Origin of the sequence: Micromonospora lutea, assembly GCF_016863535.1 — a bacterium.
Classification (GTDB): Bacteria; Actinomycetota; Actinomycetes; order Mycobacteriales; family Micromonosporaceae; genus Micromonospora; species Micromonospora lutea.
The window spans coordinates 228,255-241,463 of the sequence record NZ_BOPB01000013.1; the positions used below are offsets into that span (position 1 = coordinate 228,255).

The 13,209-nt window shown below is 70.5% G+C and carries 12 protein-coding genes; 6 read left to right on the forward strand and 6 right to left on the reverse strand.

All coding sequences use genetic code 11. The features are described from left to right. Nucleotides 1-65: 65 nt before the first annotated feature. Nucleotides 66-1,064 (reverse strand): MaoC/PaaZ C-terminal domain-containing protein, encoded by a 999-nt coding sequence (locus Vlu01_RS14570; RefSeq protein ID WP_203999070.1) that lies wholly within the window; start codon nucleotides 1,062-1,064, stop codon nucleotides 66-68. After that, on the reverse strand, nucleotides 1,064-2,437 hold the full coding sequence (locus Vlu01_RS14575; protein ID WP_203999074.1) for a 3-oxoacyl-ACP reductase: 1,374 nt from the start codon (nucleotides 2,435-2,437) through the stop codon (nucleotides 1,064-1,066). The genes Vlu01_RS14570 and Vlu01_RS14575 overlap by 1 nt, the downstream gene beginning before the upstream one ends. 54 nt (nucleotides 2,438-2,491) lie before the next feature. Here Vlu01_RS14575 and Vlu01_RS14580 point away from each other — a divergent pair, with 54 nt between their 5' ends. Then, nucleotides 2,492-3,784, forward strand: a complete 1,293-nt coding sequence (locus tag Vlu01_RS14580) for an acetyl-CoA C-acetyltransferase (protein WP_203999077.1) — start codon at nucleotides 2,492-2,494, stop codon at nucleotides 3,782-3,784. Nucleotides 3,785-4,589: 805 nt separating this feature from the next. On the opposite strand, the gene Vlu01_RS14585 is transcribed toward Vlu01_RS14580, so the two are convergent. Together Vlu01_RS14585 and Vlu01_RS14590 are read right to left on the reverse strand one after the other, a co-directional pair. Then, a complete protein-coding gene (locus tag Vlu01_RS14585) occupies nucleotides 4,590-4,991 on the reverse strand; it encodes a PIN domain nuclease (protein ID WP_203999080.1) in 402 nt (133 codons plus the stop codon). Then, a complete protein-coding gene (locus Vlu01_RS14590; protein WP_203999083.1) occupies nucleotides 4,988-5,230 on the reverse strand; it encodes a type II toxin-antitoxin system VapB family antitoxin in 243 nt (80 codons plus the stop codon). The genes Vlu01_RS14585 and Vlu01_RS14590 overlap by 4 nt, the downstream gene beginning before the upstream one ends. Nucleotides 5,231-5,333: 103 nt before the next feature. Here Vlu01_RS14590 and purB point away from each other — a divergent pair, with 103 nt between their 5' ends. Beyond that, entirely contained in the window at nucleotides 5,334-6,758 is a 1,425-nt protein-coding gene (gene purB / locus Vlu01_RS14595) for an adenylosuccinate lyase (protein ID WP_203999087.1), read from the forward strand. A 145-nt stretch (nucleotides 6,759-6,903) separates the two neighbouring features. On the opposite strand, the gene Vlu01_RS14600 is transcribed toward purB, so the two are convergent. Then, nucleotides 6,904-7,464 carry a YbjQ family protein gene (locus Vlu01_RS14600; protein ID WP_203999445.1) on the reverse strand — a complete coding sequence of 187 codons (561 nt, stop codon included), beginning with the start codon at nucleotides 7,462-7,464 and terminating at the stop codon, nucleotides 6,904-6,906. 24 nt (nucleotides 7,465-7,488) lie between these two features. Next, on the reverse strand, nucleotides 7,489-8,169 hold the full coding sequence (locus tag Vlu01_RS14605) for a S1 family peptidase (protein ID WP_203999090.1): 681 nt from the start codon (nucleotides 8,167-8,169) through the stop codon (nucleotides 7,489-7,491). Nucleotides 8,170-8,576: 407 nt separating this feature from the next. Here Vlu01_RS14605 and purS point away from each other — a divergent pair, with 407 nt between their 5' ends. From purS to Vlu01_RS14625, 4 genes are all read left to right on the forward strand, one after another. Continuing rightward, entirely contained in the window at nucleotides 8,577-8,840 is a 264-nt protein-coding gene (gene purS / locus Vlu01_RS14610) for a phosphoribosylformylglycinamidine synthase subunit PurS (protein ID WP_203999093.1), read from the forward strand. Next, nucleotides 8,837-9,520: a phosphoribosylformylglycinamidine synthase subunit PurQ gene (gene purQ, locus Vlu01_RS14615; RefSeq protein WP_203999096.1), complete on the forward strand. Its 684-nt coding sequence runs from the start codon at nucleotides 8,837-8,839 to the stop codon at nucleotides 9,518-9,520. Before purS ends, purQ begins: the two co-directional genes overlap by 4 nt. Nucleotides 9,521-9,587: 67 nt before the next feature. After that, nucleotides 9,588-12,443 (forward strand): phosphoribosylformylglycinamidine synthase subunit PurL, encoded by a 2,856-nt coding sequence (gene purL / locus Vlu01_RS14620; RefSeq protein ID WP_203999099.1) that lies wholly within the window; start codon nucleotides 9,588-9,590, stop codon nucleotides 12,441-12,443. Nucleotides 12,444-12,447: 4 nt separating this feature from the next. Then, on the forward strand, nucleotides 12,448-13,206 hold the full coding sequence (locus Vlu01_RS14625; protein ID WP_203999448.1) for a 2-phosphosulfolactate phosphatase: 759 nt from the start codon (nucleotides 12,448-12,450) through the stop codon (nucleotides 13,204-13,206). The last annotated feature ends 3 nt before the right edge of the window (nucleotides 13,207-13,209 follow it).

Sequence of the window (13,209 nt, forward strand, 5' to 3'; positions counted from 1 at the left end):
AGAACATCTCAACTTGAGAAGAACCTAGCGCAAAAGAGAGGGCCGGGCAAGTACCCGGCCCCCGCTCAGCGGATGGTGCCCACTAGATGCGGGCGACCGCGCCGGTCGTGCAGGCTGAAATCCCAGCCAGCGTCGAGTGCGGTGGCGCTGAAGGCGACCGTGCTGGGCAGCGGCACCGGCAGCTTGAACGCCACCTCCACCGTGTACGCCTCGGGCAGGCGGTTCTCCAGGGCCGCCAGACACCGGGCCTTGCTCCACATGCCGTGTGCGATGGGCCGGGGAAAGCCGAGCAGCCGGGCCCCCAGCCGGGAGGTGTGGATCGGGTTGTGGTCGCCGGAGACCCTCGCGTAGTCCGTACCCACCCGGGGGGTGACCTGCCAGCGGGCGGTGGCGGCCGGCGGCGCGGGGCGCTCACCCTGGTCGCGCCGCGCACCGCCGTCCGGGGTGCGCTGCCGGCCGAGGTACGTCGAGACGCCGCGCCACACCTCCTCGCCGTCGACCGACCCGACGAGCACGACGTCCACCTGCCGTCCCCGGTCGTGCGGGCGCAGGTTCTCCGCCCAGGTGAGGAAGTCCAGCCGGTCGGTGACGGTGACCGGCCGACGTACGGTGATCCGGTTGCCGACGTGCACCACCCCGGTCAGCGGGATCGGGAAATCCGGCGCGGTGATCAGGCGCAACGCCAACGGAAAGCCCATGACGTGCGGAAAGGTCGCGGGCAGCCGGTCGGCGAGACGGAACCCGCAGACCCGGTCGTAGTCGGCCAGCCGCTCCGGATCAACCGCCACCGCGTCCACGGCCAACTCGACCGCCGGCACCCCGGCACCACGCCGGCCACCCAACCCGGGCACCGCGTTCAGCAGCGCCCGCCGGTACAGCGGCCCGGCCGCCGGCAGCCGGGGCAGGTCGACCCGGGACCGCCCCGCCGGCTGCCCACCCGTAGCCTCCACCGGAGCGACCCGCGCGGCGGCCAGGAGCTCCGGAGTCAACGCCTCCGTCGGACCATCGATCAACTCGCCGACCGACAGGTCGGCCGGCTCCTCGTCACCTGCGCGCCGTGCCATCACGCCCCCAGCAGGCTCTGGCCGCAGACCCGGACGACGTTGCCGCTGACCGCACCGGACGCCGGCCAGGCCAGCCAGCCGATGGTCTCCGCGACGTCCACCGGCAACCCGCCCTGCGAGAGGCTGTTCATCCGGCGGCCGGCCTCCCGCAGCATCAGCGGAATCCGGGCGGTCAGTCGGGTCTCGATGAATCCGGGGGCGACCGCGTTGACGCTGATCTGCCGTTCCCGCAGCGCCGGGGCGAGCGAGTCGACCAGCCCGATGACCCCGGCCTTGCTGGTGGCGTAGTTGGTCTGGCCCCGGTTGCCGGCGATCCCGGCGATCGAGGAAACGCCGATGATCCGCCCGCCCGCCGGGATCAGGCCGCGCTCCAGCAGCAGATCGTTGATCCGTTCCTGGCTGGAGAGGTTGACGTCGATGACCTGGTCCCACCGGTCGGCGTCCATCCGGCCGAGGGTCTTGTCCCGGGTGATGCCGGCGTTGTGCACCACCGCGTCCACTCGGCCGTGCCGACTGGCCAGGTGCTCGGCGAGTCGGGTCGGTGCGTCGGCGGCGGTCAGGTCGAGCTGGACGGCGCTGCCGCCGATCTCGTTGGCCACCGAGGCCAACTCGTCCCCGGCGGCCGGAATGTCCAGGGCCACCACCGTCGCGCCGTCGCGGGCCAGCACCCGGGCCAACGCGGCGCCGATGCCGCGGGCCGCGCCGGTGACCAGCACCACCTGCCCGTCGAGCGGGCGGTCCCAGTCGGCCGGTGCGGTGGCCTGACCGGCGCCGACCCGGATCACCTGCCCCGAGACGTACGCGGAGCGACCCGACAGCAGGAACCGCAGGGTCGCCTCCAGGCTGGTCCAGGTGCCCGCGTCCGCCTCCCGCGTGACGTAGACCAGTTGTGCGGTGATCCCCCGGCCGAACTCCTTGCCGATGCTGCGGGTCAGCCCCTCCAGGGCCCGCTGGGCGGTCGCCTCGCGGGGCGTACCGCACTCCGCCGGTGGTGTGCCCAGCACGATCACCCGGCCGCTGGGCTGCACGGCCCGGGCCTGCGGGTGGAAAAAATCGTAGAGTTGACGCAGTTGGGACGAGTCGGTGATGCCGGTAGCGTCGAAGACGAGGGCGGCGCTCTCCGGCGTACGACCGGTTGTTGGATCGGGCACGGCGGTGGCCGGATCGCGCAGCGCGAGCCCGGCGGCGGCCAGGGCTTTTCCGACCGGTTCGGTGAGCCGCCCGCCGGTGGCGGCACCGAGCAGGATCAGCCCGGGCAGGATCGGCTCGCCGGGCGTGTGCCGGCGCAGCCGGGGCGGATCGGGCAGCCCGAGGCGCTTGACCAGCGCCCGCCCGGCGCCCGACTGGACGAAGCTCGCATACCTGTCGGTCATAGGCGTAGCCTACTGGTGAGTAAGGTGCCGGCAACACTTTCGAGGAGACGGATCGTGCAGAACGTTCGACGGGTCGCGGTCATCGGCGGAAACCGGATCCCCTTCGCCCGCTCCAACTCGCGCTACGCCAGCGCCTCGAACGCCGACATGCTCGGCGCCGCGCTCGACGGGCTGATCGCCCGCTTCGGTCTGGCCGGGCAACGGGTCGGCGAGGTCGTCGCCGGGGCCGTGCTCAAGCACTCGAAGGACTTCAACCTCACCCGCGAGGTGGTGCTCGGCTCGAAGCTCGACCCGCGCACCCCGGCGTACGACATCCAGCAGGCCTGCGGCACCGGCCTGGAGGCGGTCATCCTGATCGCTAACAAGATCGCCCTCGGTCAGCTCGACGTCGGCATCGCCGGTGGCGTGGACACCACCTCCGACGCCCCGCTCGCCGTCAACGAGGACATGCGGCGCGTCCTGCTCCAACTCAACTCCGCCCGCACCCTCGGCGAGCGGCTGAAGATCGCTGCGAAGCTGCGCCCGACCCAGCCGTTCAAGCCGGAGATCCCACGCAACGCCGAGCCGCGGACCGGCCTCTCCATGGGTGAGCACGCCGCCCAGACCGCGCTGCGCTGGAACGTCGACCGACAGGCGCAGGACGAGTTGGCGCTGCGCTCGCACCAGCGGCTCGCCGCCGCGTACGACAAGGGGTTCTTCGACGATCTGGTGACCCCCTACCTGGGGCTGACCCGCGACCAGAACCTCCGCCCCGACACCACCCTGGAGAAGCTGGGCAAGCTGCGGCCGGTCTTCGGCGCCAAGGGGCCGGACGCCGAGCGGGCCACCATGACCGCCGGCAACTCGTCACCCTTGACCGACGGCGCCTCCACGGTGCTGCTGGCCAGCGAGGAGTGGGCACGCGAACACAACCTGCCGGTGCTGGCCTGGTTCTCCTGGTCGGAGACGGGCGCGGTGGACTTCGTGCACGGCGACGAAGGGCTGCTGATGGCGCCCGCGTACGCGGTGCCCCGGCTGCTGGCCCGGGCCGGGCTCACCCTCCAGGACTTCGACTACTACGAGATCCACGAAGCGTTCGCCTCGCAGGTGCTGGCCACGCTGGCTGCCTGGGAGTCACCGGAGTTCTGCAAGGAGCGGCTCGGCCTGGACGCCCCGCTCGGTGCCATCGACACCGACAAACTGAACGTGAACGGCTCGTCGCTGGCCGCCGGTCACCCGTTCGCCGCCACCGGCGGCCGGATCGTCGCCACCCTGGCCAAACTCCTCGCCGAGAAGGGTGGCGGCCGGGGCCTCATCTCCATCTGCGCCGCCGGCGGCCAAGGCGTCACCGCCATCCTGGAACGCTGATCTTCAGCCGTAGACGGGTTTCCCGCCGGTGCACCGCTTTTCCCTTCCGGCCGGCGGGTAGCTCTGCCGAAGCGGCGGCAGAGGCTTGCTCGCGCTCCGTCATGCGGCCGGGGTCTGCTGTCTTCGCTTCGCGTCCTTTGCTCTGCTTCAACATACGCACAACGCGCTGAGCAGTAGCGCGACACCGGGTCCTCAATGATCTAGGAACCTCCGGTGCACGGAGTCCCTGGGAGGTTCCGAACTGAAATTGTAGGAAAAACGGGTATATGGGTTGGCGTGTGGACTCGTTCGCCAGCGACCACAAGCTATTTCCAGGTCGGCCTGAGGATTGCGATCTTGGACCACGAACGCCGCTATAAGGGCCACAACGCAACAAGATCTCCACCCCCAGGCCCATGGGCGTCGTGACCAGCCGGAGCCCGACGGTTTGGCAACACGTGAGTGGGTTGTTGCCGACATTGGGCCGCTGTCCTCGGTCCAGCACGATCAAGATCGCTTCTGGTTTGGGCTGGTGGGAGCCAGTCGAGGAAGCGGGCGTGCAGCGTGTCGGCGGGTAGGTGGCGAAGGTCCGAGATGGCGTCGGTCAATTGCATACCCAGGTAGATGTGGAGCGTGAGGCGTTCGCGGGGTGTATCGCTCCAGCAGCCGGCGACGGCGTTCGGGGCAGGGCCAGTCCTGGAGTACTCGCGAGTGCGCACCGACGCCTACGAGGTGCTGCCCTCGCTCTTCGAGCAGGGCGAAGGCAAGACTGGCGCGAGGGCACCGACAAGTTCAAGGGCGTCGCGGAAGGGTGAACGGTTGGAGGTCAGTCAATCCTGCGTACGGGCTGTTCGGTGATGCGGGCGATCGTTTCGAAATCGGCATCCGCGTGCAGCACGGTGAGCTTGTGATGCGCGGCGGTGAGCGCGACGAGGAGATCGACAGGGCTGGCGCACTGGTGCCAGCCCTTGTCCGCGAGTCGCTGCTGCAACTCCGCCGTGTCCTGCCAGATGGATTCCCGGACGGGGTAATAGGGGTAGGTCTCCCGTAGCAGGTTGTCGGCCTCGTAGTAGGCGGGACGCCCGCCCACGGCTCGTAGGAATTCCTGGCGAACGGGTTCGCAGAGCCCGACCAGTCCTGAGGTGACAGTCTGGTCCCAGGATGGGCTTGTCTGCCTGCGGTAAAACCGCACCAGCGCACTGGTGTCGATCAGATAGCCCTCGCTCACGCGGCGGCCTTCCAGCGCTCCTCAGACGGGTCGCCGTTCTCAGTGCTTTCGATTGTCGAGAGGTCGATCTCTCCCTCGGCAACCATCTGCCGCATCCGCTCCACGGCCGCCGCTCGACGCCGCCGGTCGGCGACTTCTCGTAGCGCGGCGTTGACGGTCTCCTTCTTCGTCGTGGTGCCGAGGTGGCGGGCAGCCTCGGCGAGGGCCTCGTCGTCCAAGTCGATCACAGTGCGGGACATGTCAACCCCCAAGGTGTATATACGATCCCGGAAAATGATATCAGCGTCCGGCGCGGAACCCGCGTTGTGCCCGCTCCCGGGCGGGTACGGAAGAATGCGCCATGTGACGACGATCCCGAACGTGCTCGCCCACCGGTACGCCTCACCCGAGCTGGTCGCCCTCTGGTCGCCGGCGGAGAAGGTACGCCTGGAACGGCGGCTCTGGCTCGCCGTACTCCGGGCGCAGCGGGACCTCGGCGTGGCGCTGCCGGACGGGGTGGTCGAGGCGTACGAGCGGGTCCTTGACGATGTTGACCTGGCCTCGATCGCGGCGCGGGAGCGGGTCACCCGGCACGACGTGAAGGCGCGGATCGAGGAGTTCAGCGCGCTCGCCGGGCACGAGCACGTGCACAAGGGGATGACCTCCCGGGACCTGACCGAGAACGTCGAGCAGCTCCAGGTGCGCCGGTCGCTGGAGCTGATCCGGGACCGGGTGGTGGCGACGCTGGTCCGGCTGGCCTGGCACGCGCACGAGTACGCCGACGTGGTGATGGCCGGGCGCTCGCACAATGTGGCGGCGCAGGCCACCACGCTGGGCAAGCGCTTCGCGTCGGCCGCCGAGGAGCTGATCATCGCGTACGAGCGACTGGAGGACCTGATCGCCCGGTACCCGCTGCGGGGCATCAAGGGGCCGGTCGGTACCGCCGCCGACCAGCTCGACCTCTTCGACGGCGACGCCGAGAAGGTGACCGAGTTGGAGCGGCGGGTCGCCGAGCACCTGGGCTTCAACCGGGTGCTGGACAGCGTCGGGCAGGTCTACCCACGGTCGCTCGACTTCGACGTGCTCGCCGCGCTGGCGCAGACCGCCGCAGCACCGTCGTCGCTGGCCACCACGATCCGGCTGATGGTCGGTCAGGAACTGGTCACCGAGGGTTTCCAGCCGGGGCAGGTCGGCTCCAGCGCGATGCCGCACAAGATGAACACCCGCTCGTCGGAGCGGGTCAACGGCTTCGCGGTGATCATTCGGGGTTACCTGTCGATGGTCGGCGAGCTGGCCGGCGATCAGTGGAACGAGGGGGACGTTTCCTGCTCCGTGGTGCGCCGGGTGGCCCTGCCGGACGCCTTCTTCGCCGCCGACGGACTGTTCCAGACCTTCCTGACCGTGCTGGACGAGTTCGGTGCGTACCCGGCGGTGATCAATCGGGAGTTGGAGCGGTTCCTGCCGTTCCTGGCCACCACGAAGATCCTGGTGGCGGCCGTCCGCCGGGGCGTCGGCCGGGAGACCGCCCACGAGGCGATCAAGGAACACGCCGTGTCGGTCGCCCTCGCCATGCGCGAGAAGGGCACCCCCGACAACGACCTCTTCGACCGCTTGGCCGCCGACACCCGGCTCGCCCTGACCCGCCCCGAGATCGACGCCCTGGTCGCCGACCGTGCCGCCTTCGTCGGCGCCGCCCCCGCCCAGATCCAGGCAGTCGCCGCAAGAATCACCAAGATCGTCGAATCCCACCCCCAAGCCGCCACCTACACCCCACCCCCCATCCTCTAACCCCCCCCACCCCACCCACCTCACCCACCCCGGCAAAGCCGGTTGATCATGAGGTTGTTGTCGCGCCACGCCGGGCAGGAGCGCAATAACCTCATGATCAACCAGGTGGGAGCGGGTGGGTGGGTGGGTGGGGCAGCGGGTTGGGTTAGCGGGTGGGGGTTTCGGGGGCGGTGCCGAGGGTGGGGGCGCTGGGGGGTTCGGCGAGCTTGCCGGGGGACTCGGCGAAGGCTGGGTCCTGGGCGGTTTCCGCCGCCACTAGGGGCTGGTCGGGGGGCATGACGTCGGGGACCTTGGGCACCACGATCACGGCGGTGCCGTAGGCGCAGATCTCCATCCACATCTCGCCGCAGTCGCGGCTGTCGAACCGCATCCCCACAACGGCGTTCGCGCCGAGCCGCCGGGCCTCCTCGCCGAGGCGGGCAACCGAGTCGGTACGCCAGCGGGTGAGGTTGTCCGGCGCCATCGGGTCGTACGCGCCACCGCGCAGGTTCTTCACCCCTTCGCGGTACGGGTTGCGCGTCCTGGCCATGGAGGAGACCACCTCGCCGAGGATCTGGCGGATCTCGTAGCCGGGAAGTAGATCCGTCGTCACGACCAGCACGTTTCCGATGCTGGCAGGCGCGGCTGCGGCGCAACGTGAGCCCTGTTCACCTGCTCGGATGATGAAAAACGACGCGGCGCGGACGGCGGGCGCAGGGCCCACCATCCGCGCCGCCACGGGCGCTAACCGTCAGACGCCGGAAACGGACCGGATCCAGGCACGGTTGTACGCGACGCTGCCGTAGTTCTGGATGCTCTGGCCGTCGGCGGTGGAGGCGACACCGACCTGCTGACCGTTGTAGAACTGCGGGCCTCCCGAGTCGCCCCGCCAGGCGTTGCCGTTGATCCGGGTGCTCCGGATCGCCTGTCCGCCGTACGCGTCGCTCACGTTCGTGCTGGTGACCCGGACGCTCGCGGTCTTGAGCTGGGTCGACGCCGAGCAGCCGCTGTAGCAGGTCATGCCCCAGCCGTAGATCGAGTTCGTCGAGTTGACCGGCGGGTTGCTGGAAGCCAGCGTGACGTAGCTGGTGCTCACCGAGCTGGACAGCCGCATCAGGGCGACGTCGTACTGGCCGTAGGTGGCGCTTACGGTGCGGGTGACGCCGCCGGAGGAGCGGTTGACGCTGCCGACCCGGACCGACATCGAGCCGCCGAGGCAGTGCCGGGCGGTGAGCACCCACTGCGGCGCGATGATCGTGCCGGAGCAGGTGAACGAGCCGTTGCTGAAGACCGCAGCGGCCCATGGCGCCGAGGAGACGGTGCCGCCGCCGATGATGTAGGGGGTGACGGGTGAGGCGACGGCGCCGGAGCTGGCGCCGAGCACGCCGGCCATGGCGGTGGCGAAGACCGCGATCAGGGATCGGATGCGCATCGGGAGGGCTCCTTGGGGGTTCACAGGACCCGGGTTCGCCGGGCCCGCCTGGGGTGGCGGACGGGGGTGATCCGCCACCGGCGACGTCGTTAAATCGACGTCTGACGATGTACGGTAGGGCCCGGTGAGGTGTTTCACAAGAGGTTCATCGGAACATGATGATGTAACAGTTGGATTTCCCGCCACCGGACGTCGCGTGATCGGTTGGCCGGCTGGGCACCCGGCAACGAAGCTGTATCGGGATCGCAACGAACCCGTATCGGTCCCGATCGGTCCGTACGAGTCGAGTCGAACAGCACCCTGGCGGCGTCCGGCCGGTGCGGCTGGTGCGGCATCTGCCAGGTAGGCTGGCTGCGCTCGCCCGTTGTGGGTCGGCACCCAACTGCGTACACAGTCAGGAGTGCCCAGTGCCTCGCGTCGTCGTCGACGTCATGCTCAAGCCCGAGATCCTCGATCCTCAGGGCCAGGCCGTCGCAAACGCGCTGCCCCGGCTCGGCGTCAATGACGTCGCCTCGGTACGGATCGGCAGGCGGATCGAGATCGACTTTACCGGTGAACCGGACCTGGACCGGGCCCGGGAGATCGCCGACAAGCTGCTCGCCAACCCGGTCATCGAGGACTTCACGGTCCGTCTGGTCGAGGCCGACGAACCTGCGGAAGCACGGTCGTGACCGCCCGGATCGGTGTGGTGACGTTCCCCGGCTCGCTGGACGACGGGGACGCGGCCCGGGCCGTACGGATCGCCGGCGCCGAACCGGTCCGTCTCTGGCACGGTGACGCGGAGTTGCACGGGGTGGACGCGGTCGTCCTGCCCGGTGGCTTCTCCTACGGTGATTACCTGCGCTGCGGTGCCATCGCCCGGTTCGCGCCGGTGATGGAGAAGATCATCGACGCCGCCGGTGGCGGCCTGCCCGTGCTCGGCATCTGCAACGGCTTCCAGATCCTCTGTGAGGCGCACCTGCTGCCCGGCGCACTCACCCGCAACCAGCACCTGCACTTCCGGAACCGTGATCAGATCCTGCGCATCGAAGCGACCGGCACCGCTTGGACGAACACGTTCCAGCCGGGCCAGGAGGTGCTGATCCCGGTCAAGAACGGCGAGGGCTGCTACGTCGCCGACGCGAACACGCTGGACGAGCTTGAGGCCGAGGGCCGGGTCGTCGCGCGCTACGTGGGTGGCAACCCCAACGGTTCGCAGCGGGACATCGCCGCGATCACCAACCAGGCCGGCAACGTGGTCGGCATCATGCCGCATCCCGAGCACGCGGTGGAGGCGCTCACCGGACCCTCCCTCGACGGCCTCGGCTTCTTCACCTCGGTGCTGAAGCACCTGGTGGGAGCCCCGGCGTGACCGTCCGCGGCGGGATCATCGGTCGGCTCACCCGCCCGTCGGGCGGCGAGCGCAACAAGGAGACGTCATGACCACGCATCCGGACCCGGTGCGGGAAAGCCCGGAGGGGGTTCCGGCGCAGTCGCAGGCGGCCGCCGTACCGCCGGTCACCCCGGCCCGGCACGCCGCCGTCCGGGAGGCCACCGACTGGACCGACGGTACGGACACCGTGTCCCGCGCCGCCGGCACCCCGGAGGAACTTCAGCCGTACGCCGAGCTGGGGCTCCTCGACGACGAGTACGACCGCATCCGGCACATCCTGGGCCGCCGGCCGACCCAGTCCGAGCTGGCGATGTACTCGATCATGTGGAGCGAGCACTGCTCCTACAAGTCCAGCAAGGTGCATCTGCGGCAGTTCGGCGAGAAGGCACCGCCGAGCGACCGGCTGCTCGCCGGCATCGGCGAGAACGCCGGCGTCGTGCGGATCTCCGACGAGCTCGCCGTGACCTTCAAGGTCGAGTCGCACAACCACCCGAGCTTCGTCGAGCCGTACCAGGGTGCGGCGACCGGTGTCGGCGGCATCGTCCGCGACATCCTGGCCATGGGCGCCCGTCCGGTGGCGGTGATGGATCCGCTGCGTTTCGGTGCCGCCGACCACCCCGACACGGCCCGGGTGCTGCCCGGTGTGGTTGCCGGTGTCGGCGGCTACGGCAACTGCCTCGGCCTGCCCAACATCGGTGGCGAGGTGGTCTTCGACCCCTGCTACCAGGGCAACCCGCTGGTCAACGCGCTCTGCCTGGGTGTGTTGCCGGTCGATCGGCTGCAGAAGAAGGACGCCACCGGCCCCGGCAACGTGGTGGTGCTGATGGGTGCCAAGACCGGCCGGGACGGCATCGGCGGGGTGTCGGTGCTGGCCAGTGCCACCTTCACCGAGGGCAGCGAGCAGCGTCGCCCGTCGGTGCAGGTGGGTGACCCGTTCATGGAGAAGCTGCTGATCGAGGCGTGCCTGGAGCTGTACGACGCCGAACTGGTCGTCGGCATCCAGGACCTCGGCGGCGCCGGCCTGACCTGCGCCCTGACCGAGACGGCCGCCTCCGCCGGCACCGGCATGCGGGTGTGGCTGGAACGGGTGCCGCTGCGCGAGCCCTCGATGGAGCCGCACGAGATCCTGGCCAGCGAATCCCAGGAACGGATGCTGCTGGTCGTCGCGCCGGAGAAGCTGGAGGCGGTACTCAAGACCGCCGAGAAGTGGGGCGTCTGGGCCACCGCCATCGGCGAGGTCACCGCGCCCGAGCCGGACGGTTCGCCGGGCCGGCTGCGCATCACCTGGCGGGACCACCTGGTGGTGGACGTACCGCCGGGCTCGCTGGTGGACGACGGGCCGGTCTACGCCCGTCCGATGCGCGAGCCGGCGGACCTGATCCTCCTCCAGGCCGACCGGGCGGAGACGCTGCCCCGGCCGGCAGACCCGGACACCCTGCGCGAGACCGTGCTGCGCATGATCGCCTCACCCAACCTCTGCGACAAGACCTGGGTGACCGAGCAGTACGACCGCTACGTGCTGGGCAACACCGTGCTCGCCCAGCCCGAGGACTCGGGCGTGATCCGCATCGACGAGCGCACCGGGTTGGGTGTGGCGCTCTCCGTGGACGGCAACGGCCGGTACGCCCGGCTCGACCCGTACCAGGGTGCCAAGCTCGCGCTGGCCGAGGCGTACCGGAACGTGGCGGTCACCGGCGCGACTCCGATCGCCGTCACCGACTGCCTCAACTTCGGTTCGCCGGAGGACCCGGGCGTGATGTGGCAGTTCGCCGAAGCGGTACGCGGGCTGGCCGACGGCTGCGCCGAGCTGGGCATCCCGGTGACCGGCGGCAACGTCAGCTTCTACAACCAGACCGGAGCCGCGGCCATCCACCCGACGCCGGTCGTCGGCGTGCTCGGCGTGCTGGAGAACGTGGCCGACCGGGTGGCGTCAGGCTTCGTTCCGCGTCCCGGCGCCGAGCATGACCAGCTCTTCCTGCTCGGCGAGACGCACGTGGAACTCTCCGGCTCGGAGTGGGCCTGGGTCACCCACCAACACCTTGGTGGCGTACCCCCGCAGGTCGACCTGGCGCGCGAGAAGCAGCTCGCCGGCCTGCTGGCCGACGCGGCCCGGGTCGGGCACCTCAGCTCCGCGCACGACCTCTCCGACGGTGGTCTCGCGCAGAGCCTGGTGGAGTCCTGCCTGCGTCATGGCGTCGGGGCCCGGATCGCGGTGCCGGAGCGCTTCGCGGGTAACTCGATGCCGTTCGTCTTCCTGTTCAGCGAGTCCGCCGGCCGGGTGCTCGTCTCGGTGCCCCGCGGCCACGAGAAGGCCTTCACCGCGCTCTGCGGGGAGCACGGCGTGTCGTGGGAGCTGATCGGCGTCACCGACCCGACGGGCGGCGCGCTGGAGGTGCACGGCCAGTTCCGGATCGGCCTGGACGAGCTGCGTACGGCACACACCGGCACCCTGCCCGCCCTGTTCGGCGGCGTGCAGTCGTTCGAGGTGCCCGCCCCGGCAGCAGCCGAGGTCGTCTTCGACGCGCCGGTCGGCGCGTTCGAGCCGGCCGTCGACCTCGACGCCGTGTCGGGGGTCGACGCTACCGACGCGGCGACGACTGCAGCCGGGCAGAACCCGGAGCCGGCCAGCGGCGGCGAGCAGGCCGCACCGACGCAGGCCGCACCGACGCAGGCCGCACCGACGCAGGCCGAGCCGGCGCAGGTCGAGGGCGTGTTGGCGGCGGAACCGACCGAGGCAGCGGCCGACCGGCCGGCTGAGCGGGCCACCCCGCCGGTGCGTACCGGTCAGGTCGAGTTGGCCGAGGCTGCCGACCCGGCCCCGACGAGCAGCCCCGAGGCGTCCGGAACGGACGCTCCGCAGCACGGTGACACCGAGCAGCCCGCTGCGCCCGACGAGCGCTGAGGCGTTGGCCGCGGCCGTATCCGCCCAACCCGGATCGGGAGTCCGATTCGACTGGGGTCTGGCGGGTGCGGCCGAACTCGGCCGGGTCTGCGCGGTACTGGTGGTGGTGGACGTCCTGTCGTTCACCACCACCGTCGAGGTGGCGGTCGGGCGGGGGATGCGCGTACATCCGTTCCCCTGGGGTGAACAGGCCGCCGCCTACGCGCGCCGGGTCGGCGCGGTCGCCGCGACCGGTCGCCGACAGGTCACCCGCGAACATCCGTGGTCGCTGTCGCCGGCCGCGCTCAGTCGGGCACCGGTGGTACGTGACCTGGTGCTGCCGTCGCCGAACGGGTCGGCCATCAGCGCCGCCGCCAGCGCCACCGGACTACCGGTGCTCGCGGCCAACCTGCGCAACGCCCGCGCCGTCGGGCGTTGGCTGACCGACCAGGGGTACGGCTCGACCACCGCCCCGATCGGCGTGGTGGCCGCCGGTGAACGGTGGGCGGACGGATCGTTACGTCCAGCGGTGGAGGACCAACTCGGTGCGGCCAGCGTGCTCGACGCCCTCTCCGGTGCGCCGGGCGGCCTCTCCGTGGAGGCGGCCGTCGCGTTGGCCGCGCTGGCCAGCATCCCGGACGTACCGGCAGCGATCCGCGGCGGTGTGTCCGGTCGCGAACTGATCGAGGGCGGCTTCGCCGAGGACGTCGACATCGCGGTACGCCTCGACACCTCCGACGTCGTTCCGCTGCTCCGCCAGGGCGTCTTCTCCGTCTCGACCTGAGGA